This is a genomic window from Bradyrhizobium sp. KBS0727 (assembly GCF_005937885.2).
GTDB lineage: Bacteria > Pseudomonadota > Alphaproteobacteria > Rhizobiales > Xanthobacteraceae > Bradyrhizobium.
The window spans coordinates 3,952,604-3,974,059 of record NZ_CP042176.1 but is presented as its reverse complement, the minus strand read 5'-3'; the positions used below and the strand labels follow the sequence as shown (position 1 = coordinate 3,974,059).

15 protein-coding genes and 1 tRNA gene are annotated in these 21,456 nt (G+C 65.1%); 9 read left to right on the top strand and 7 right to left on the bottom strand.

The genetic code is table 11. From position 1 onward, the window contains the following. Positions 1 to 312 precede the first annotated feature (312 nt). Positions 313 to 389 (bottom strand) — tRNA-Arg (locus FFI89_RS18325). Between the two features lie 327 nt (positions 390 to 716). Between FFI89_RS18325 and FFI89_RS18320 the strand changes: the two genes are divergently transcribed. The 6 genes from FFI89_RS18320 (at position 717) to FFI89_RS18295 (ending at position 11,994) form a co-directional block, all read left to right on the top strand. Then, positions 717 to 5,924 (top strand): alpha-2-macroglobulin, encoded by a 5,208-nt coding sequence (locus FFI89_RS18320; RefSeq protein WP_138838940.1) that lies wholly within the window; start codon positions 717 to 719, stop codon positions 5,922 to 5,924. A gap of 86 nt (positions 5,925 to 6,010) precedes the next feature. Then, entirely contained in the window at positions 6,011 to 8,122 is a 2,112-nt protein-coding gene (pbpC, locus tag FFI89_RS18315; protein WP_168212930.1) for a penicillin-binding protein 1C, read from the top strand. Positions 8,123 to 8,229: 107 nt separating this feature from the next. Further along, positions 8,230 to 9,972 (top strand): glycosyltransferase family 39 protein, encoded by a 1,743-nt coding sequence (locus FFI89_RS18310; protein WP_138838936.1) that lies wholly within the window; start codon positions 8,230 to 8,232, stop codon positions 9,970 to 9,972. A 1-nt stretch (position 9,973) separates the two neighbouring features. After that, positions 9,974 to 10,822 carry a phosphatase PAP2 family protein gene (locus FFI89_RS18305; RefSeq protein ID WP_138838934.1) on the top strand — a complete coding sequence of 283 codons (849 nt, stop codon included), beginning with the start codon at positions 9,974 to 9,976 and terminating at the stop codon, positions 10,820 to 10,822. Positions 10,823 to 10,900: 78 nt separating this feature from the next. Beyond that, positions 10,901 to 11,656 (top strand): glycosyltransferase family 2 protein, encoded by a 756-nt coding sequence (locus FFI89_RS18300; RefSeq protein ID WP_138838932.1) that lies wholly within the window; start codon positions 10,901 to 10,903, stop codon positions 11,654 to 11,656. Further along, the gene (locus tag FFI89_RS18295; RefSeq protein ID WP_138838929.1) at positions 11,656 to 11,994 is read left to right on the top strand and encodes a lipid-A-disaccharide synthase N-terminal domain-containing protein; all 339 of its coding nucleotides are present in this window, start codon (positions 11,656 to 11,658) and stop codon (positions 11,992 to 11,994) included. The genes FFI89_RS18300 and FFI89_RS18295 overlap by 1 nt, the downstream gene beginning before the upstream one ends. Here FFI89_RS18295 and FFI89_RS18290 read toward each other — a convergent pair whose 3' ends face one another. Then, on the bottom strand, positions 11,995 to 13,683 hold the full coding sequence (locus tag FFI89_RS18290) for a Na/Pi cotransporter family protein (protein WP_138838927.1): 1,689 nt from the start codon (positions 13,681 to 13,683) through the stop codon (positions 11,995 to 11,997). Positions 13,684 to 13,947: 264 nt separating this feature from the next. Here FFI89_RS18290 and FFI89_RS18285 point away from each other — a divergent pair, with 264 nt between their 5' ends. Both FFI89_RS18285 and FFI89_RS18280 read left to right on the top strand, forming a co-directional pair. Further along, complete coding sequence (locus FFI89_RS18285) at positions 13,948 to 14,205, top strand: PilZ domain-containing protein (RefSeq protein WP_092517206.1); 258 nt, start codon at positions 13,948 to 13,950, stop codon at positions 14,203 to 14,205. Positions 14,206 to 14,372: 167 nt separating this feature from the next. Further along, entirely contained in the window at positions 14,373 to 15,200 is an 828-nt protein-coding gene (locus FFI89_RS18280; protein WP_138838925.1) for a tetratricopeptide repeat protein, read from the top strand. 18 nt (positions 15,201 to 15,218) lie between these two features. Here FFI89_RS18280 and FFI89_RS18275 read toward each other — a convergent pair whose 3' ends face one another. The 5 genes from FFI89_RS18275 to FFI89_RS18255 form a co-directional block, all read right to left on the bottom strand. Next, positions 15,219 to 16,499, bottom strand: a complete 1,281-nt coding sequence (locus FFI89_RS18275) for an AAA family ATPase (RefSeq protein ID WP_138838923.1) — start codon at positions 16,497 to 16,499, stop codon at positions 15,219 to 15,221. Continuing rightward, positions 16,496 to 17,233, bottom strand: coding sequence for a CpaD family pilus assembly protein (locus tag FFI89_RS18270; RefSeq protein WP_138838921.1), 738 nt, complete (start codon positions 17,231 to 17,233; stop codon positions 16,496 to 16,498). The genes FFI89_RS18275 and FFI89_RS18270 overlap by 4 nt, the downstream gene beginning before the upstream one ends. A gap of 39 nt (positions 17,234 to 17,272) precedes the next feature. Then, positions 17,273 to 18,784 carry a type II and III secretion system protein family protein gene (locus FFI89_RS18265; protein WP_246669184.1) on the bottom strand — a complete coding sequence of 504 codons (1,512 nt, stop codon included), beginning with the start codon at positions 18,782 to 18,784 and terminating at the stop codon, positions 17,273 to 17,275. Positions 18,785 to 18,801: 17 nt separating this feature from the next. Then, a complete protein-coding gene (cpaB, locus tag FFI89_RS18260) occupies positions 18,802 to 19,596 on the bottom strand; it encodes a Flp pilus assembly protein CpaB (protein WP_138838919.1) in 795 nt (264 codons plus the stop codon). A 253-nt stretch (positions 19,597 to 19,849) separates the two neighbouring features. Continuing rightward, entirely contained in the window at positions 19,850 to 20,527 is a 678-nt protein-coding gene (locus FFI89_RS18255) for a GntR family transcriptional regulator (protein ID WP_138838917.1), read from the bottom strand. Between the two features lie 121 nt (positions 20,528 to 20,648). On the opposite strand from FFI89_RS18255, the gene FFI89_RS18250 reads away from it, so the two are divergent. Continuing rightward, positions 20,649 to 21,449: an enoyl-CoA hydratase/isomerase family protein gene (locus FFI89_RS18250; RefSeq protein ID WP_138838915.1), complete on the top strand. Its 801-nt coding sequence runs from the start codon at positions 20,649 to 20,651 to the stop codon at positions 21,447 to 21,449. Positions 21,450 to 21,456: the final 7 nt, after the last annotated feature.

The window sequence follows — 21,456 nt, the reverse complement described above, 5'->3', positions numbered from 1 at the left end:
GTCCCGGATCGGCCGCGATGGGACGGCGGGTAGAAGCTTCCCACCTCCATTGCGGAGCGCTGACCGGCAGGCTCGGCTGGACCGCGATCATGCCAACCTGAACGTCACCGTAGTAGACCCACCAACAGTCGGAGCGTTCGGGATGAGGACGGCGGTTGTCCGGGGTACCGCACCACCGAAACGTCGGTGTACCATCCGTGTACCACTGACTAAGCGGGACTAAATGGGAAAGCCTGATATCAAAGGGGTTTCTTCAATACGCGACGGTACACCGATTTTCTAAGAACAGATCGCGCATCACATTGAAACCATTGGCGATCCCAGCAGGATTCGAACCTGCAACCCACGGAGTAGAAATCCGTTACTCTATCCAGTTGAGCTATGGGACCGTCTGGGCGGTGTTCCGCTTTAGGCCTTTCTAGCACTGCCATTATGAAAAATCCGCTGCCCCGCCAAGGGCGTCGAACCGATTTCCTCACCTTTGCGACAAAGCCAGACGGCGGGCCATTGCTTATGGCGCGCCGGTGACCCAAAGCTGGCGCCGGCTGACTGCCGCCGGCGCGGCCCCGCGCCCTTTTTGGACTGCCAACGCCATGTCTGCTGCGACCTTTTCGCAAGCCAACCTTTTCGCAAGGCTTGTCCTTCGCCATCAGGCCGTCACCTTTGCGCGCATTTTTGACCGTACCGCGGCGTTTGCCCGCGCCAGGAGATCCGTCATGATCGGTTTCGTCCGCGCCACACTGGTTTGCGCCACGCTGGCGCTTGGGCTGTTTCCGGCGCTGGCGGCCGACAAGGCCTTCAAGCGCGACGATCTGGCCGATTCCGCGATCAAGCTGGAGGCCCAGATCAAGAGCGAGGCGGGGCCGGTCACCCGGTCGGCGGCGACGCTCCGCAACGACGCTGACGTGGCCTTCAAGCGGGCCGACTTCCGCACCGGGCTGCAGATCCTCGGCCAGATCGCCGCCACCACGCCGGAGGACGGCGCCAACTGGCTGAAACTCGCCAAAACCATCTTCCAGATCCGCTCCAACTCGTCGAGCGAGCAGACCTTCCTGCTCGAGCGCGCCTCGACCTCGGCCTATATCGCCTATCAGCGCGCCGCCAACGCGGGCGAGGAGGCCGATGCGCTGGCGGTGCTCGGCCGTTCGCTGTCCGACCGCAAGCTGTGGCGGCCGGCGCTGGATAGCTTGCGGCTGTCGCTCGACCTGCGCGAGGTCGCAGACGTGCGCGGCCAGTACGAGAAGATGCGCGACGAGCACGGCTTCCGGCTGCTCGACTACACCGTCGATTCCGATGGCGCCTCGCCGCGGGCCTGTTTCCAGTTCTCCGAGGACCTCGCCAAGCGGGTCGATTTCGCGCCGTTTCTGGCGCTGGCCGGCACCGACAAGCCGGCGCTGTCGGCCGAGGGCAAGCAGCTCTGCGTCGACGGCCTGAAGCATGGCGAGCGCTACAACATCAACCTGCGCGCCGGCCTGCCGTCGACGGTCAAGGAGAGCCTGCCGAAATCGGCCGAGTTCAACATCTATGTCCGCGACCGCAAGCCGTTCGTGCGCTTCACCGGCCGCGCCTATGTGCTGCCGCGCACCGGCCAGCGCGGCATTCCGCTGGTCAGCGTCAATACGCCTGCGGTGAACGTCAACGTGTTCCGGATCGGCGACCGCAACCTGATCAACACGGTGATCGACAGCGACTTCCAGAAGACGCTGAGCCGCTACCAGCTCTCGGATCTCGGCGACGAGCGCGGCGTCAAGGTCTGGACCGGCGAACTCGCCACCGCCACCACGCTGAACCAGGACGTTGTGACCGCATTCCCGGTCGACGAGGCCTTGGGCAACCTGCAGCCCGGCGTCTACGTCATGACCGCGGCCCCCAAGAGCCCCGGCAGCGACGATGACGGCACGCTGGCGACCCAATGGTTCATCGTCTCCGACATGGGCGTGACGGCGTTTTCCGGCAATGACGGCATCCATGTTTTCGTCAACTCGCTGGCCTCCACCGAGGCGGTCGGCAAGGCCGAAGTAAAGCTGGTCGCGCGCAACAACGAGATTTTGGCGACCCGCAAGACCGACGATGCCGGCCACGTGCTGTTCGAGGCGGGGCTGGCGCGCGGCGAGGGCGGGTTGTCGCCGGCCCTGCTGACGGTCACTAGCGAAAAGGCTGACTACGCCTTCCTCAGCCTCAAGACCAGCGCCTTCGACCTCACCGACCGCGGCGTCGCTGGCCGGGAGACGCCCGTTGGCGCGGACGCCTTCGTCTATGCCGAGCGCGGGGTCTACCGGTCCAATGAGACGGTTTATCTCACCGCGCTGCTGCGCGACGGGCAGGGCAACGCCATGACCGGCGGGCCGCTGACGCTGGTGATCGAGCGGCCCGATGGCGTCGAGTACCGCCGGGCGCAGCTTCCGGATCAGGGGGCAGGCGGCCGCTCCATGGCGGTGCCGCTCAATTCCGCGGTTCCGACCGGGACCTGGCGGGCGCGGGCCTATACCGACCCCAAGGGCGCGTCGGTCGGCGAGACCACCTTCATGGTCGAGGATTACATCCCCGAGCGGATCGAATTCGACCTGACGGCGAAGGAGAAGCTGATCAAGGCTGAGGTTCCAGTTGAACTGAAAGTCGACGGCCATTTCCTGTACGGCGCCCCGGCTTCCGGGCTTTCGCTCGAAGGCGACATGCTGGTCGCCCCGGCCGCGTCCGGCCGGCCGGGCTATCCCGGCTATCAATTCGGCGTCGCCGACGAGGAGACCGCCAGCAACGAGCGGACCCCGATCGAGAACCTGCCCGAAGCCGACGCCAACGGCGTGGCGACCTTCCCGGTGTCGCTGGCAAAACCACCGTCCTCGACCCGGCCGCAGCAGGCCCAGATCTTCATCCGCATGGCGGAAACCGGTGGCCGCGCCGTCGAACGCAAGTTGGTGCTACCGGTGGCCCCCAGCACCAACCTGATCGGCATCAAGCCGCTGTTCGGCGACAAGAACGTTGCTGAAGGCGACAAGGCCGAGTTCGACGTGGTGTTCGTTGCCCCCGACGGCAAGCAGCTCGCCCGCGACGGCCTGCGTTATGAGCTGCTGAAGATGGAGTCGCGTTACCAGTGGTATCGCCAGAACTCGTCCTGGGAATATGAGCCGGTCAAGTCGACCAGCCGCGTCGCCGACGGCGACCTCGCCTTGACCGCCGACAAGGCCGCGCGGGTCAGCCTCGCGCCGCAGCCCGGCCGCTATCGGCTCGACGTCAAATCGTCCGAGGTGGACGGGCCGATCACGTCGGTGCAGTTCGATGTCGGCTGGTACTCCGACGGCAGCGCCGATACGCCGGACCTGCTGGAGACCTCGATCGACAAGCAGGAATACGCTTCCGGTGACACCATGGTGGTATCGGTCAACGCCCGCTCGGCGGGCAAACTCACCATCAACGTGCTCGGCGACCGCCTGCTGACGACCCAGACCGTGGACGTCAAGGAAGGCACCCGGCAGGTCCAAATCCCGGTCGCCAAGGACTGGGGCACCGGCGCGTATGTGCTGGCGACCCTGCGCCGTCCGCTGGATGCGGCGGCCCAGCGGATGCCCGGACGAGCGATCGGGCTAAAATGGTTCGGCATCGACAAGAAGACCCGCACGCTGCAGGTCGCGCTGTCGCCGCCAGCCTTGGTGCGGCCGGGAACGGCCTTGAAGATTCCGGTCAAGCTTGGCGGGCTAAACCCCGGTGAAGACGCCAAGATCGTGATGGCCGCGGTCGATGTCGGCATCCTTAATCTGACCAATTACAAGCCGCCGGCGCCGGATGAATACTACCTTGGCCAGCGCCGCCTGACCGCCGAGGTCCGCGACCTCTATGGGCAACTGATCGACGGAATGCAGGGCACCCGCGGCCAGCTCAAGACCGGCGGCGATTCCGCCGGCGCCGAACTGCAGGGCGCGCCGCCCACCCAAAAACCTTTGGCGCTGTATTCCGGCATTGTCACGGTCGGGCCTGACGGCTCCGCCGAAGTGTCGTTCGACATTCCCGAATTCGCCGGCACCGCGCGGGTGATGGCGGTGGCGTGGAGCGCTACCAAGGTCGGCCGCGCGACAACAGACGTCACCGTGCGCGATCCCGTGGTGCTGACGGCAACGCTGCCGCGTTTCCTGCTCAACGGCGACAAGGGCACCATGAGTTTCGACCTCGACAACGTCGAAGGCGCGCCCGGCGACTACACGATCGCCGTGAAGACGACGGGCCCGGTGAAGGTCACGGGTAGTCCCACCACCACGGTAAAACTCGCCGCCAAACAGCGCACCTCGATGGCGCTGGCGCTCGATGCCGGCGGCGCGGGGACGGCCAATCTCGACGTCGACATCAAGGGCCCGAACGGTCTCGCGCTGGCGCGGCACTATGCGCTCGACGTCAAGGCGGCGACCCAGATCCTGGCGCGGCGGTCGATCCGGACGCTCGCCAAGGGCGAAAGCCTGACGCTGACGCAGGACATGTTCTCCGACCTGGTGTCGGGCACTGGCAGCGTCTCGCTGTCGGCGAGCCTGTCGACGGCGCTCGATGCCGCGACCATCCTGAAAGCGCTGGATCGCTATCCGCACGGTTGTTCCGAGCAGATCACCAGCCGGGCGATGCCGCTGCTCTATGTCAACGATCTCGCAGCCGGTGCGCATCTGGCGATGGACACCGAGGTCGATCAACGCATCAAGGACGCGATCGACCGGCTGCTGGCCCGGCAAGGCTCCAACGGCTCGTTCGGCCTGTGGTCGGCGGGCGGCGACGACGTCTGGCTCGATGCCTATGTGACGGATTTCCTGACCCGCGCCCGCGAAAAGGGATTTGCGGTGCCGGATATCCTGTTCAAGAGCGCGCTCGATCGGATCCGCAACTCGGTGGTCAACGCCAACGAGCCGGAAAAGGACGGCGGCCGCGATCTGGCCTACGGCCTATACGTGCTCGCCCGCAACGGCGCGGCCCCGATCGGCGATCTGCGTTATCTCGCCGATACCAAGCTCAGCAATCTCGCTACCCCGATTGCAAAATCGCAACTGGCGGCGGCGCTGGCGCTGGTCGGTGACAAGGCGCGGGCGGAGCGGGTCTATGGCGCGGCGCTCGATGCGCTGGCGCCAAAGCCCGTGATCGAGTTCGGCCGCGTCGATTATGGTTCGGCGCTGCGCGATGCGGCAGCCCTGGTGTCGCTGGCGAGCGAAGGCAACGCGCCGCGGGCGACGCTGACGCAGGCCGTGCAGCGGGTCGAAGTGGCGCGCGGGCTCACCCCCTACACCTCGACGCAGGAGAACGCCTGGCTGGTGCTGGCCTCGCGCGCACTGGCCAAGGAAACGCTGGCGCTCGATATCGATGGCGTGCCGGCCAAGACGGCGGTCTATCGCAGCTACAAAGCCGAGGCGATGGCGGGCAAGCCGATCAAAATCACCAACACCGGCGATGCACCGGTGCAGGCGGTGGTCTCGGTATCCGGTTCGCCGATCACGCCGGAGCCGGCGGCGTCCAACGGCTTCAAGATCGAGCGTAGTTACTTCACGCTCGACGGCAAGCCGGCGGATATCTCCAAGGCCAAGCAGAACGACCGATTTGCAGTGGTGCTGAAGGTCACCGAAGCCAAACCGGAATTCGGGCACATCATGGTGTCCGATTATCTGCCGGCCGGGCTCGAGATCGACAATCCAAAACTGGTGTCGTCGGGCGACAGCGGCACGCTGGACTGGATCGAGGACGGCGAGGAGCCGGAAAACACCGAGTTCCGTGACGATCGCTTCACGGCCGCGATCGATCGCGCCGCCGATGACACGGCGGTGTTCACGGTGGCTTACGTCGTGCGCGCGGTTTCCCCCGGCAAATACGTGCTGCCGCAGGCCTATGTCGAGGACATGTACAACCCCTCGCGCTACGGCCGCTCCGGCACCGGCACGGTCGAGGTGCGTCCGGCGAAATGAGTGAGGCGGGCAACAGGAACTCTCCGTCGTCATGCCCGGGCTTGACCCGGGCATCCACGACTGCTGTTGCCGCAGAAAGGCAAGACGTGGATGGCCGGGACAAGCCCGGCCATGACGGCGTGTTAAAACGTCGGGGTGTGCGCATCGCATCTGCTATCACCGTCGCGCTAGTCATATTCGTCGCCGCCTTCGCAACCTGGGTCGTCTCGCTCGGACCGCTACCCCTTGAGCAGGCGCAAAAAGTCTCGACCTCGATCGTCGACCGCAACGGCAAGCTGCTGCGCGCTTATGCGATGGCCGACGGCCGCTGGCGGCTGCCGGTCGATGCGAAGACGGCGGTCGATCCCGGCTATCTGAAATTACTGCTGGCCTATGAAGACCGCCGCTTCCGCGCGCATGGCGGTATCGATCCGTTGGCGCTCGGACGCGCGGCGTGGCAGCTTGTGACAAGCGGCCACATCGTCTCCGGCGGCTCGACGATCACGATGCAACTGGCGCGGCTGATGGAGCCGCGGCGCGAGCGCTCGGTCTACGCCAAACTGCGCCAGATGGTGCGCGCGGTGCAGATCGAGCGGCAACTCAGCAAGGATGAGATTCTCGATCTCTATCTGACGCTGGCGCCGTTCGGCGGCAATCTTGAAGGCATCCGCGCCGCGTCGATCGCCTATTTCGGCAAGGAGCCGAAGCGGCTGTCGCTGGCGGAAGCTGCACTGCTGGTGGCGTTGCCGCAGTCGCCGGAACGGCGGCGGCTGGACCGCTATCCGCAAGCGGCCCACGCCGCGCGCGACCGCGTGCTCGACCGCATGGTCGAAGACGGCGTCGTCAGCCGGGAGGATGCGATCCAGGCGAGGGCGGTCACGGTGCCGCGGCTGCGCAAGCCGATGCCGATATTGGCACCGCATTCCTCCGATGCGGCGATTGCAATCGTGAAGGATGCGCCGGTCATCAAGTTGACGCTGGATGCCACCTTGCAGAAGACGCTGGAAGCGCTGGCGCGCGACCGCGCCATTGCGCAGGGGCCGAATATTTCGATCGGCATGATTGCGGTCGACAATGAAAGCGGCGACGTGCTGGCTCGTGTCGGCTCGTCCGATTATTTCGACGAGCGCCGCGCCGGGCAGGTCGACATGACCCGCGCGGTGCGCTCGCCCGGATCGACGCTAAAACCGTTCATCTACGGGCTCGCCTTCGAGGACGGCTTTGTTCATCCCGACAGCCTGATCGACGACCGCCCGATTCGTTTCGGCTCCTACGCGCCGGAAAATTTCGATATGACGTTCCAGGGTACGGTGCCGATCCGTAAGGCGCTGCAACTGTCGCTGAACGTCCCGGCGATTGCGTTGCTGGACCGGGTCGGCGCCAGCCGGCTGTCGTCACGGCTGAAGCAGGCCGGCGGCAGTCTGGTGCTGCCGAAGGACGAAGCGCCGGGGCTGGCGATGGGGCTCGGCGGCGTCGGCGTTACGCTACAGGATCTGGCGCAGCTCTATACGGGATTTCCGCGGCTCGGCACCACGCGGCCGCTGCGCGAGATCATGGGCGATCAGGACCACAGCGAGCCGATGCGGCTGATGGACCAGGCCGCGGCCTGGCAGGTCGGCAATGTCCTGATCGGCACGCCGCCGCCGGAAAACGGCGTGCACGGCAAAATCGCGTTCAAGACCGGCACCAGCTATGGCTACCGCGACGCCTGGTCGGTTGGCTTCGACGGCCGCATCACCATCGGGGTCTGGGTCGGCCGGCCCGACGGCGCGCCGGTGCCGGGACTGGTCGGCCGCACCGCCGCAGCCCCGATCCTGTTCGATGCCTTCGCTCGCACCGGAAAGATCCCGGCGGCGCTGCCGAAGCCGCCGAAGGGCGTCCTGCTCGCCAGCAATGCCAAGCTGCCGCTGCCGTTGCGACGGTTTCGCCCGGTGGGCGAACTGATCCGGACCGGCGCCGACCAGGCGCCGCACATCCAGTTTCCCCTGAACGGGTCGCGGATCGACGTCGATCGTTCCGGAGATGGGCAATCCGCCGCGATGCCCGTCAAGGTCGCGGGCGGAGTGCTGCCGCTGACCATGATGATCAACGGTATTTCGGTCGGCGAGATCGACAGCCGGCGCCAGCGGCTGGTCGACCCGCCAGGACCCGGTTTTGCCCGGTTGACGGTAATCGATGCCACCGGCGCGGCCGATACCGTGGTGATCCGGGTGCAGTAGGGGATCGTTACCGCCGGGCTGGGAACAACGAGTTGTTCCCGGGCACAACGAGTTGTTGCCGGGAACTGCGGGTTGTTTGCAGTGCGGTTTCATCGTATGCGAACTGGATGGTTGAAACCTCGCATGTCAGGCGCTTTGGAGCAGGCCAACAGCCTGCAAAACCTGCGAATTCCAGCCGCAGGCTGGTCGCCGCGTTCGACTTCGCCACGGCCAATCATTTCCGCGCCATCGTGTTTTTGCTGCTGTGTGGGCTGGTGCTCTTCCTGCCCGGTTTCTTCAACATTCCGGCGATCGACCGCGACGAGGCCCGGTTCGCCCAGGCGACCAAGCAGATGGTCGAAACCGGCGATTTCGTCGATATCCGGTTCCAGGACGACGTCCGCTACAAGAAGCCGGTCGGCATCTACTGGCTGCAGTCCGCGGTCGTTGAAACCGCCTCAGCGCTCGGCCTGCCGCGGGCGCAACTGCGGATATGGATTTACCGGATTCCGTCCCTGATCGGCGCCATCGGTGCGGTGCTTTTGACCTACTGGACAGCGCTCGCTTTCGTGACGCGGCGCGGGGCCGCGCTGGCCGGACTGATGATGGCGAGTTGCGTCCTGCTCGGCGCCGAGGCGCGGCTCGCCAAGACCGACGCCATGCTGCTGCTCACCGTGGTCGCCGCGATGGGTGCGATGGCGCGGGTGTACCTGTCCTGGCAGCGCGGCGAGGATCCGGTGCATCCGTCGTGGACGTCGCCGGCGATCTTCTGGACCGCGCTCGCCGCCGGCATTCTGCTCAAGGGACCGCTGATCCTGATGTTCGTCGGATTGACGATCCTGACCTTGGCGATCCTCGACCGCTCGGCAGCCTGGCTATGGCGCATGCGTCCGGTCTGGGGGCTGATGTGGATGCTGGTGCTGGTGCTGCCGTGGTTCGTTGCGATCTTCTGGCGCGCGGGCGACGCGTTCTTCGCCAATTCGATCGGCGGCGACATGCTGAGCAAGCTGGCCGCGCAGGAGTCCCATGGCGCGCCACCCGGCCTTTATTTCCTGCTGTTCTGGGTGACGTTCTGGCCCGGTGCGGCGCTGGCCGGAATGGCGGCGCCGGCAGTGTGGCGCGCGCGGCGGGAGCCCGGCGCGCAATATCTGCTGGCATGGCTGATCCCGTCCTGGATCGTATTCGAACTGGTGCTGACCAAGCTGCCGCATTACGTGCTGCCGCTCTATCCGGCGATCGCGATCCTCACCGTCGGCGCGCTGGAACGCCGCGTGCTGTCGCGCTCGTGGCTGGTCCGTGGCGCGGCCTGGTGGTTTGCGGTGCCGGCACTCGCCGCTGTTATTGCCATCGTCGGTGCGATCAAGCTGACGCATCAGCCGGTATTCCCGGCCTGGCCCGTTCTGGCGGCGGCCATGATCTTCGGCCTGATCGCCTGGTGGATGTTCGAGGATAGCCGCGCCGAGCGTTCGCTGTTGAATGGCGTGATTGCCGCCATGTTTCTGTCGATCGGAATCTACGGCATCGTGATGCCGTCGCTGACGACGGTGTTCCCGAGCGCCGAGGTCGCGCGCGCGTTGCGTAACGTCGTTTGCGTCGGGCCGAAAGCCGCGGCTGCGGGCTTTCACGAACCCAGCCTGGTGTTCATGACCGGCACCGACACGCTGCTGACCGACGGATCGGGTGCGGCGGATTTCCTGGGCCAGGGCACCTGCCGTTTTGCCCTGGTGGAGGCGCGCTCCGAGCGCGGCTTTGTCCAGCGCGCCGAGGCCATCGGGCTGCGCTACAACGTGGCCACCAGGATCGACGGCTACAACATCTCGCAAGGCAGGGCGATCTCGATCGCGATCTTCCGCTCGGAAGGCACCGAATAGGATGTCCGTGCCCGCAGGCATCGCCGAAGCCCGGAACTACCCTTCGCGCCTGATGACGCTGGCCTGGCTGTCGCTGGCCCAACTGGCGCGCGCGCCGTCACATTCGCGGCGTGCCGAGGCCGGGCGCCGGGCGGCGCGCCATGTCCTGCTGCTCGCAGCCGGCACCGGGCTTGCGATCATCGTGCTGATGTACGCGATCGACGCCTGGGAGATAGCCCAGATGCCGGCGCGGGGCACGCCAGCGCTGTGGTGGCTCCGCATCCTCACCGATTTCGGCAAGGACGAATTTGTACTGGGGACGCTGGCTGCATTGTTGATCGTGATTGCGATCGCAGCACCCGCGATGCGCGGCATGCAGCGATCGCTGCTGCTGGGTCTCGGCACGCGCCTGCAATTCATGTTCTTCGCCGTGCTCTTTCCGGTACTCGTCGGCGAAGTGATCAAATGGGTGGTTGGCCGCGGCCGGCCGTTTGTCGGCGGCGCCGAGGTCAATGTCTTCAACTTCGCGCACTTTGCGGGAACCCAGGCCTATTCGAGCTTCCCTTCCGGACATTCCATCACCGCCGTTGCGCTGGCCTTTGCCGTGGCGGCGGTGTGGCCGAGGGCGAGGGGAGCGATGATCGTCTACGCCGTCATCATCGTGGCGACGCGCCTGGTGCTGCTCGCCCATCATCCAAGCGATGTGGTCGCTGGCGCGCTGGTCGGCGTCATCGGCGCGATGTGCGTGCGATACTGGTTCGCGGCCCGGCGGCTGGGATTTGCGATCCACCGCGGCGGCACGATTGTGCCGCTGGTGGGACCCTCGTCCGGACGCCTCAAAAGGGTTGCCCGGGGCGCTTTCGCCCCATAAAAGCGGTCGCCCAAGCGTCTGATCGAGCCGGTTCCGGCCTTGTTCCAGCCCTTATGCTCTTTCAATCCAACCCAGCCGATGAGTGCCGATTTGCCTCCCTCCGACAGAGAACCGGTCGCCGTTTCCATCGTTGTGCCGGTGCGCAACGAAGCGGACAATGTCGCGCCGCTGATCGCGGAGATCATCGGCGCGCTCGACGGCCGCTGGGCGTACGAAATCATCTACGTCAATGACGGCTCGACGGATGCGACCGCCGAGCGGCTCGGTGCGCTGATGCAACAGCACGGGCAAATCCGGCAGCTCAAGCATGTCAACTCCTCAGGCCAGTCGGCGGCGGTGCGCAGCGGCGTGCGGGCGGCGCGCGGCAAGATCGTGGCGACGCTCGACGGCGACGGACAGAACAATCCGGCGTTCCTGCCGGACCTGATTGCGGCGGTGGAAAGCGGCGGCGGCCGGGTCGGTCTCGCGGCCGGCCAGCGGGTCGGGCGCAAGGATACCGGCTTCAAGCGGATGCAGTCGAAGATCGCCAACGCCGTGCGCAATGGAATCCTGAAAGACGGCACCCGCGACACCGGTTGCGGGCTGAAGGCGTTTCCGCGCGACGTATTCCTGTCGATGCCCTATTTCGACGGGCTGCATCGCTTCCTGCCGGCGCTGGTGCGCCGCGAGGGTTTCGACATCGCCTATGTCGACGTGATTGATCGCCCGCGCCATTCCGGCGTGTCCAATTACGGCTTCTTTGACCGGCTATGGATCGGGATCATGGATCTTGCCGGCGTGTGGTGGCTGATCCGCCGCAAGAAGCCGACGCCCGTAGCGACAGAGGTTCACTGATGCTGATTCAATACGGCCAGGCGCTTGGCGACTATCTGTACGACGTCTTCGTCGCCAAGTTCGATTTTTGGCTGGCGTTCGGCCTGATCGCACAACTGCTGTTCACGGCGCGCTTCCTGGTGCAGTGGATCTCCAGCGAGCGCGCCGGACAGAGCGTGGTGCCGATGGCGTTCTGGTTCTTCTCGATGGGCGGCGGGCTGATGACGCTGGTCTATGGTATCGCCAAGCGCGAACCGGTGATCATCCTCGGCCAGGCGATGGCGACCGTGATCTACATCCGCAATATCATGCTGATCGTGAAGAACCGCGGCAGGGCGTCGAAAACGCTCGATCGTTGATCACCCGCGGCCCGGCGCCGGCGACGGCAGCGCGGCCATGTCGGCTTCCGTGGAGCGATAGGCGGCGAGCTCGCCGGCGGCATCCAGCACGGGGTAGGCGACAGAGCAGATGTGCGAGTGAATCCGCCTGAGGTCGCGCAGCACGTCGAGATGCAGCGAGGTGGTCTCGATGCTCTCGGGCCGGCCCTCACGTAAACGATCCAGGTGCCGCTCGGTGGCGGCAAGCTCGGCATTGCGCAGCGCGGTTTTCTCGGCGAGCAGCTTGCGCGCCTCGTTGACGTCGCCCGACATGAAGATGCCGAACGCGATCCGCAGCGAATCCATCGTGCGCTTGTGGAAGGCCGACAGTTCCTCGGCGCCTTCGGGCGAGAACTGGAAGCGGCGCTTGATCTTCTTGGTCGCCAGCTCGCTCAAATTCTTGTCGATGATGTCGCCGATGTGCTCGAGGTTGATGGCAAAGGAGACAATCTCCATCGCGCGCTGGCCCTCGCGCTCGTCGAGACTGCCGCGGGTGAGTTTGGTGACATAGAGCTTGATGGCCTCGTCGAGGCTGTCGACGCTGTTGTCCATCTGCGAGACTTGGTCGACCAGTGCGCGGTCGTTGGTCATCATCGCCGCCATCACCTTGCGCAGCATGATCTCGACATGATCGCCCATGTGCAGTGTCTCGCGCGCGGCATCCGCCAGCGCGAGTGAGGGGGTCTCGAGCGCGCTGTCGTCGAGATAGCGCGGGCGCGACGGGTCGGCTTCCTGGACCCGCGTCGGCAGCAGCGCCTTCAGAAGCCGCGCCATGCCGTCGAGCAGGCCGATGAAGATGACGGCAGTCGCGACGTTGAAGGCGATGTGGAACAGCGCCGTCGCCTTGGCCAGATCCGGCTGCCAGGACGCCAGCAACTCCGAGATCGGATTGAGGAACGGCGCCACCAAGGCGATGCCGACCAACCGGTTGACGAGATTGCCGAGCGGAAGCCGGTAGCTCGCCGGGTTGTCGCGGCGGGCGCCTTCGAAAATCGGGTTGATGGCGCTGCCGAGATTGGCGCCGAGCACCAGCGCCAGCGCCGCCGGCGGCGAGATGAAATGCGCATAGGCCAGCGACATCACCAGCAGCACGCTGGCGACGGAGGAATGCACCACCCAGGTCACGACCGCGCCGAAGATGATGCAGAGCACGGGATCGCCGGTGATGGCGCTCATGAACACGCGCACGCCGGGTGCATTCTCGGCAGGCGCCAGCGTGTCGAGCAGGATGTGCAGCGCCAGCAGCATCAGGCCGAGGCCGATCGAGACGCGACCGATGTCCTTGATGCGCGAACGGGGACCGCTGCGGAACGCGACCAGGCCGATGATGAACAGCACCGGGGCTATGGCGGCGATGTTGAACGACAGGACCTGCACGATCAGCGTGGTGCCCACATTGGCGCCGAGCATGATGGCGAGCGCCGGCACCAGGCTGACCAGTCCCTCCGACGTGAACGAACTTGTGATCAGGGCGGTGGCGGTACTGCTCTGCAGCAGCGCGGTCAGGCCGAGGCCGGCGGTAAAGGCGGTGAAGCGGTTGCTCAACCCCTTCGCCAGCAGCAGGCGCAGGTCAGGCCCGAACGCGCGCAGGATGCCGCTGTGGACCATGTGCAGGCCCCAGAGCAGTAGCGCCACGCCGCCCATCAGGTCGAGAAGAACCATGGTTCCCATGCTCGTTTGCTTTCCCGGCAATTCGAGTCGAGGGGTCAGGCTACCGCCAATCGAGGGCGGATCAACCCTTTAATTTGCCGAAAATTGCGCGTGCGGGCGCGATGATGGGCGCGTCTGGTGGCGTGCGATGCGCCGTCGTTCGGTAAACGGATATGAAAAACAACCGTTACATTGCGAGGTTTTCCGCTAGTCAAATTCCAACAATTTATCTGTAAACCGGAAGCTCTATCGGGTGTCTCACAACGAGCAGGGCCAGGGATTCAAATGTTTGCAGCAGCAGCAGCCAATCGCCGAAAGAGCGAACGTCGTGCGTGCAGGAGTTTTGCCAAGATCCAGTTCGCGACGGGCGGACTGCCGCGGGATTGCATGATCTCGGACATCTCGGATGGCGGCGTGAAGATCATCGCTGAATATCCGGAGATTCCGACCGAGTTCACCGTGATCTTTTCGGAAGGTCGGCCGCGCGTATGCAAGCTCGCATGGCGGATTGGTTTCGAGCTGGGCGCTCAGTTCGTCGATTGAGCCGGATCGCCTCGCCGAAAAGGCGGGGGCCGACAAGGCGAGTTCATAGGGCCGGGGGCATGATGCCCCCGGAGGTGATTGCTTACCGTAAAATCCTGACCGCTTAACCTGAATTTAGGGTTAAGCTGTGAGCGTGCTTGGACAGTCGCCGACCGCGAGTCCAGTACATGTTCCAGAAATCGCTCCAATCCCCCCGCTTCGCACGGCGTCTCGCGTGCACGGTTTCCGCCATCGTACTGGCGGCGGGGCTCGCTAGCTGCCAGACCTCAGGTGACATTTCGGACGTCACCGGGTCGCTTGGCGAGAAGGCCGAAGGCAAGCGCTCGGCCGACCCGCGGCGCGACGTCGAACTCGCCCATGAGCGCTTTAAGGCCAACCCGAAGGACGCCGAGGCGGCGCTGCAATACGGCAAGGCGTTGCGCGCTTCGGGACAGCGCGCCCAGGCGGTCGCGGTGCTCGAACAGGCGACGATCGCCCATTCCGGCAACAAGGCGCTGCTCGCCGGCTACGGCCGCGCGCTGGCGGACAATGGTAATTTCCAGCAGGCCTTTGACGTGCTCGGCCGCGCTCACAGCCCCGACGATCCGGACTGGCGGATCCTGTCGGCACAGGGCGCGACGCTGGATCAGCTCGGCCGGTTTGAGGAGGCGCGGCAGTATTACGCCAGTGCCCTGAAGATCGTGCCCGATGAGCCGTCGGTGCTGTCCAACCTCGGACTGTCCTACGTACTTTCGAAAGACCTTCCGAAGGCCGAGGAGACGATGCGGCGCGCTTATGATCGTGCGCCGGCCGATCAGCGCGTACGCGCCAACCTGGCGCTCACGGTGGGCCTGCAGGGGCATCTCGCCGAAGCTGAAAAGATCGTGCGGGCAGACCTGCCGCCGGATGAAGCGGCGGCGAATGTCACGCAACTGAAGCGACTGTTGGCGCGCAAGGAAGGCGCCCGCGCGGAGGTCGAGAAAATGTCGATCGCCGGGGCCGGCCGCGGCAACTAAAGCGCCAGCAGTTCTGAGCTATGCCCGCTTGCGAACTGTCGCGCCCTGCAACTTCTTGAGGATCGGCGTCAGGAACGAAGCCTTCTTGGTCACGGCATGGCCAGTCATGCGCTGGGCCATCTGCAGGAACATCGTGGTGGTCTTATGCGTGGCGGAAACCTGCGCGATCATCTGGCCGTTATTGGCGGCGGTCCCGAACATCTTTGAATCGAACGGAATGGCAGCGATCGGCTGGCTCTCGATCGCCTTGGCGAATTCGCGCACGGTGATTTCCGGGCGCCTGTGCATGCCGACCTGATTGAGACAGTACAGCGGCGGACGGTCGTTGGGCCGGGCCGCCTTCAGCACGTTCAGCATGTTCTTGGCGTTGCGCATGTTGGCAAGATCGGGCTCGGCGACGACCAGGATGTCGTCGGCGCCGATCAGCGCGCGCTTGGTCCATGCCGACCACTGATGTGGCACGTCGAGCACGATGCAGGGCGTCGTCATCCGCAGCGTATCGAAGATCGCATCGAACGCGTCGGCGCCGAAATCGTAGACCTGGTCCAGCGTCGCCGGCGCGGCCAGCAGGCTGAGGCGATCGGTGCATTTGGCGAGCAGGCGTTCCATGAACGCGGTATCGGGCCGTTCCTGCTGAGAGATCGCGTTGGCAATGCCCTGCACCGGATCCTGGTTGAAATCGAGGCTGGCGGTCCCGAAAGCGAGATCGAGGTCGATGACGACAGAATCGATTGCCAGATCGCGCGCGATCGCCCAGGCGACGTTGTGCGCGACAGTGGAGGCGCCGACCCCGCCCTTGGCACCGACCACGGCGATGACGCGGCCGACAGCGACTTCCTCGGACGAGGCGTAGAGGCCGCAGATGGCGCGGACGACGTCGAGCGGCTGGACCGGTCCGACCACGTAGTCGCTGACACCGCGCCGCACCAGTTCGCGATAGGGCGCGACATCGCTGGCGCTGCCGATCACGACGACGCGGGTTCCGGCATCGCAGACGGCCGCGAGTTCGTCGAGGCCTTCGAGAATGTCATGCTCGACTTCGGTTTCGAGCATGATCACGTTCGGCGTCGGCGCCTTTTGATAGGCTTCGATAGCGGCGGCGACGCCGCCCATATGAACCGAAAGGTGAGCCTTGCCGAGCCGGCGGTCTTCGCTCGCTGCGCGTACCGTGGTGGCGACCGCGACGCTGGCGCAATAGGCCTGTACCGAGACGCGCGGCGCCGGCGAGATATACTCGTCGTTGTGCGGCGGCGTGACGTCCATGTGTTCGTCCGAATCCTGCAGGGCGCGCTTGATCATTTGCCTGTATCGCTCAGCTTGGCTTTTTCGACTTCGGGATAAGTGGTCGTGGTCGGTTGACCCTTGCGGTACTTTTCAAAGGCGGCGGTGCGCCGCGGCGTGTACGCCGGAGTTTCCGGACGCGGCTGTTCGAGGTCCGCCGGATTGTCGACCATGGCGGCGAGGTTGCGCTGGGTGGCGCAGCCGAAATTGTGGTAGGGGCGGTTCTCGCCGTAGCTGGAGTTGTCGATGTTCGGTCCGAGGTCTTCCGGCCACAGGCCGCAGGGGCCGGCGACCGCCTTGATCTTCGGATAGCTCAGCTTGATGGTCGGAAGCGTGCCGGCATATTCCGCCTGGTACGGACGCTCTGTGATGGCGTTGGACGGCACGCCGCGTGCCATCAGGATCGAACGGATTTCACGATAGGACGCCGCCGCCGCGCGTCCATAAACCGGATCGGCCGGCACATCGGCGACAATGGCGCCGGTGCCCTCGCGAACCCAGTTCTGCGCCAGGCCGGCGACGTCGGTGCGCTGCGGCGCGGAGAGGCCGCCGCGCGCGTGGCCGACGAAGACGACGATCGATTGGTTGGCTTCGGTCACCGCGATCGGGTGACGCAGCCTGTAGTCGTTGCTGGGAACGCTCGCGGTCACGATCTCCGTGGTCTGGTTGCACGCGCCCAGGGCGCATGACAGGCCGAGCAGGGCGCCGAGCAGGCGCCAGCTCTGAAGGCGATGCGGTGTTTGGCTGGTCATCGTTCTGTCCTCGTCCCGGATCGGTGGCGCGCTGCCGTCTCAGTCAATGATGAAGCCGAAATTGCCCTGGGTGGTCCCGACCGCGTCGGCGCGGGCGGCAAGGCCGTAGATCCGGTTGATGCGTGCCAGCAGCGCCGATTGGGAATCCGACGCCGGCGCAAACCCGTCATCTGGACGCGACAGCTCCTTCTGTGCCACCGCGCGAACGACATAGGGCGTCACGATAACCATCAACTCGGTCTCGTGGTTGACGAAGTCCTGGCTCCTGAACAGTCCCCCAAGAATCGGGATCTGGTCCACACCAGGCATTCCGTTGACGGCCTGCTTGGTTTGCTCCGAAATCAGGCCCGCCATCGCTATCGAGCCGCCGGACGCGATTTCCAGCGTCGTTTCCGCGCGACGCGTCTTGATCGAGGGAATCGTCGTTCCATTGGTTCCGCCGGTCAACGCGTTTTCAGTCGAGACTTCCGACACTTCAGTCATCACCCGCAGGCTGATCCGTCCCTCACTCAGCACCACCGGCGTGAAGTTGAGCGAGATGCCGAATTTCTTGAAACTGACCGTCTGGACGCATTGTCCGATAACGCCCGACGTCGTCGTTTGGCAGGTTACGCCGGTCGGAATTGGAAATTCGCCGCCTGAAATAAATGTCGCTGACTCGCCTGAGATGGCCGTCAGATTTGGCTCCGCCAGCGTCCGCACCACGCCCGCGGTCTCCATCGCGCGCAGGGTGGCGGTGACCGACGGCAGACCAGCTTTGGTCAAGGCCGCCGCGGTCAGGTTGTTGCTGGGGACGAGCGGTCCACTGTTTGCGGTGAACGGGTTGGAATTGTTGAAAACCACAGCCGCGGTGCCGTAATTCATGCTGGCGCTGAGATCGACGCCCAACTGCTTGATGATGTCGCGCCGCACTTCCGCGACGGTGACCTTGAGCATCACTTGGTCGCGGCCGCGAACGACGATCGAGTTGACAACCTTATCGGCTCCGCCGACCAGTCGCGCCGCGATATCGCCCGCCTGCTGGGCTTCGACCGGGCTCGCCACCGAGCCGGTCAGGATGACGCCGTCGCCGACGCCTTCGATCTGGACTCCCGGCAACGTCTGCCTGAGCGCGGAGCGCACGCCATTGAGATCGCGCTTGATGGCGATGTCATAGGAGGCAACCTGCTGACCATCGGCATCGAAGAACACGACGTTGGTCTGGCCGACCGCGGCGCCGATGATATAGGCGCGCTGGGCCGAACGGACGACGGCGTTGGCGATCTTCGGATCGGCGACCAGCACATCCTTGACGTCGCGCGGCAGGTCGACGATCACGGACTTGCCGACGCCAAGCGACAGAAACTTGCTCCGCACCGATCCGCCGATGGCGGAGGTGATCTCTGGGTCCTTCTCCTTGGAGAGCTGCCTGGCGAGTTCCTTGTCGGGCTCGGCGGCGATGACCCGCGCGACCTGACCCAGCGTCAGCGCGGCAACTGCCGCTAACAACGCAACACGGCCGGCACGGCCTGTCACGCTGCGGATCACCGACTGCTTTTCCCCAAACTTCATGTCTCGCGTCCTTTCGGTCACTTCTGTGCCGTCGATTGGCTGGCGACGCCGTAGCGAACCACGTTGACGCTATCGCCTTGCTTGCGGGCCAGATCCTGTGCCCCGTTGTCGACTTTGTTGGCGTCGGTAATGCTGCGCAGCGCCAGCGACAGCGTGCCGCTCTGGCGGGCGCGTGCGAGCGTCTCGGCCTGCTCGGGCTTTAGCTCGAGTGTGGCCGTCCTGCCGACGAGTGAGTTGCTGCCCTCTTTTTCCTTCGGCGCCTGGTCGATGGCAAGGACACGGATATTGGTCAGGATGATTTCCGAACTGACGATGTCCGACGCCTTGCTGTCCGGATTCTTTTCGCGCTTGGAGAGCAGGACGTCGACGCGGTCGTTGGGCAGGATGAAGCCGCCGGCGCCGGTCTCCGGCGATATCTCGGTCGAGACGCCCCGCATGCCGGTCGGCAGGATCGCCGCCATGAAGCCCGAGCCGTTGGCCTTGACCAGCTTCTGTTCGCGGATCGGCTCGCCGGCGATGAAAGGCGCGCGCACGATCGAGCCGGCGATGTCTGTGATGGCGTCGGCCCTGCCGGCGCGGGTGATGAGACTGCCGCTGGTGCTCGATGCCGGCCAGCTCTGCCATTGCATATCTTCCGGCTTGACCAACTGGCCGAGCCCGAGGTCGGATTTCGCGACCAGAATTTCTGTGGTCGGCAACTGCGCAACCGGCTCGACCGGGCGCGACGTGTTGTCCGTTCCGCGGGCGAGATAGGCTGCAACGCCACCGGCGCTGAGCGCGATGGTCAGGACGACGATACGTGCGATGTTCATACGCTTCGATCTACTCTTACGATGGAATGCCCCAACTACGCGGTGACGAAGGCCTTCCCCTCAGGGATGACTAGGCACCAAAGGTATAAGGGAACTTGAGGGGTGAATTTTTTGCGTGAAATGCCGCCGGGATTCATCGGCATGGTGAACGGGTGGTTATCGCGCCACCCCCCGCAAAATCCGGGGCGCGCGGCATCAGCCGGCGCGGGGGCGGGTCGCGCCGTCGACGAACGAGGCTTCCGATGCCGACGGATCAGGCCTGTCGCTGCGGGGAGGCATGAGCTTCCGCGTGAGACTCGGTCTCCGCGAACCCGGCCTGCAGGACTTCTTCGCGCTTGTGGCGCAGATGCGCGCGCAGGATATGCGACAGGCCGGCGCCGTCGCGGCGCTGCAGCGCGTTGAGGATCGCCTCGTGCTCCCGCAACGCCAGCGCCCAGCGCGGCGGCGTCATTGGAGTGACATAGCGGGCGCGGCGAATGCGCGCCGTCACGGTCTCATAGAGGCCTGACAGCACGGGGTTGCCGGTCGCGGCGATGATCGCTTCGTGAATGTAGCGGTTGCAACGGTAGTACTGCAGCAGATCGTTATCGCTGTAATGCCGCGCCATCGCCGCGTGCGCGGCGGCGATGTCGGCGATCTCGGCGTCGGTGATGCGTTCGCAGGCGAGTTCGCCGGCCAGCGCCTCAAGTCCCTGGCACACTTCGAACAGGTCGCGCATGTCCCGGTCGGTCAGTCTCGCCGCGCGCGAGCCGCGGTTCGGCAGCAATTGCACCAGACCTTCGGCCGCGAGCACCTTGAGGGCTTCGCGTAGCGGGGTGCGCGAAATCTCCAGTTTCTCGCAGAGGTCGCGCTCGGGAATCCGCGCGCCCGGCGGAATATCGCCGTCGAGCAGCATGGCGCGGACGCGGCCCACGACTTCTTCATGCAGCATCGCTGATGGTCCAAATTGAATGCAAAAATGGCTATATCACCAAAATTATGTCAGTTCCAGCTTGATAAATCCTAATTTTGCATTCAGATTAGTAAAAATCACGAAAACAGGGTGCGGAAACATGGATCAGGACGTGGCGGCGCGGGAGGAGGACCTCCTCTTCACGCTCGAGGACGGCATCGGCCGGATCATCTTTAATCGCCCGCAGGCGAGGAACGCCTTCACCTTCGCGATGTACGAGCGGCTGGCCGAAGTCTGCGAGCGCGCCAATACCGACCGCAGCATCAAGGTGCTGTTGTTGCGGGGAGCCGGCGACAAGGCATTTGCCGCCGGGACCGACATCAACCAGTTTCGCGCCTTCAAGACGCCGCAGGACGCGATCGACTACGAGAACCGCATCGACCGCGTGCTCGGCACGCTCGAACGGTGCCGGGTGCCGACGATTGCGGCGATCACCGGCGCCTGCACGGGCGGCGGGGCGGGCATCGCCGCGAGCTGCGATCTGCGGATTGGTACCAGAACCACGCGGATCGGCTTTCCGATCGCACGTACGCTCGGCAATTGCCTGTCGATGTCGAACATCAGCCGTATCACGGCGCTGATCGGTCCGGCCCGGGTCAAGGACCTGATTTATACCGCGCGCCTGGTCGAGGCCGAGGAGGCCGCGTCCGCCGGCCTCCTGACCGAAATCGTCGACGACCTCGCCGCGCTCGACAAGCGCGCCGATGAAGTGGCGCGGCTGGTCGCCGGCAATGCGCCGCTGACGCTGAGTGCGACCAAGCAGGCGGTGGCGCGGTTGCAGAAACGGCTGACCCCCGACGAGGGCGAGGACCTCATCCTGATGTGCTACCAGAGCCAGGACTTTCGCGAAGGGCTCGATGCGTTTCTCAGCAAGCGCGCGCCGCATTGGCGCGGTGAATAGGAGCCCC

Excerpts from the sequence above, each read along its gene's own strand:
- FFI89_RS18320 (WP_138838940.1), top strand. The coding sequence starts at position 717 with ATGATCGGTTTCGTCCGCGCCACACTGGTTTGCGCCACGCTGGCGCTT.
- FFI89_RS18310 (WP_138838936.1), top strand. The coding sequence starts at position 8,230 with ATGGTTGAAACCTCGCATGTCAGGCGCTTTGGAGCAGGCCAACAGCCT.
- FFI89_RS18305 (WP_138838934.1), top strand. The coding sequence starts at position 9,974 with ATGTCCGTGCCCGCAGGCATCGCCGAAGCCCGGAACTACCCTTCGCGC.
- FFI89_RS18300 (WP_138838932.1), top strand. The coding sequence starts at position 10,901 with ATGAGTGCCGATTTGCCTCCCTCCGACAGAGAACCGGTCGCCGTTTCC.
- FFI89_RS18295 (WP_138838929.1), top strand. The coding sequence starts at position 11,656 with ATGCTGATTCAATACGGCCAGGCGCTTGGCGACTATCTGTACGACGTC.
- FFI89_RS18290 (WP_138838927.1), bottom strand. The coding sequence starts at position 13,683 with ATGGGAACCATGGTTCTTCTCGACCTGATGGGCGGCGTGGCGCTACTG.
- FFI89_RS18285 (WP_092517206.1), top strand. The coding sequence starts at position 13,948 with ATGTTTGCAGCAGCAGCAGCCAATCGCCGAAAGAGCGAACGTCGTGCG.
- FFI89_RS18280 (WP_138838925.1), top strand. The coding sequence starts at position 14,373 with ATGTTCCAGAAATCGCTCCAATCCCCCCGCTTCGCACGGCGTCTCGCG.
- FFI89_RS18275 (WP_138838923.1), bottom strand. The coding sequence starts at position 16,499 with ATGATCAAGCGCGCCCTGCAGGATTCGGACGAACACATGGACGTCACG.
- FFI89_RS18270 (WP_138838921.1), bottom strand. The coding sequence starts at position 17,233 with ATGACCAGCCAAACACCGCATCGCCTTCAGAGCTGGCGCCTGCTCGGC.
- FFI89_RS18265 (WP_246669184.1), bottom strand. The coding sequence starts at position 18,784 with ATGAAGTTTGGGGAAAAGCAGTCGGTGATCCGCAGCGTGACAGGCCGT.
- cpaB (WP_138838919.1), bottom strand. The coding sequence starts at position 19,596 with ATGAACATCGCACGTATCGTCGTCCTGACCATCGCGCTCAGCGCCGGT.
- FFI89_RS18255 (WP_138838917.1), bottom strand. The coding sequence starts at position 20,527 with ATGCTGCATGAAGAAGTCGTGGGCCGCGTCCGCGCCATGCTGCTCGAC.
- FFI89_RS18250 (WP_138838915.1), top strand. The coding sequence starts at position 20,649 with ATGGATCAGGACGTGGCGGCGCGGGAGGAGGACCTCCTCTTCACGCTC.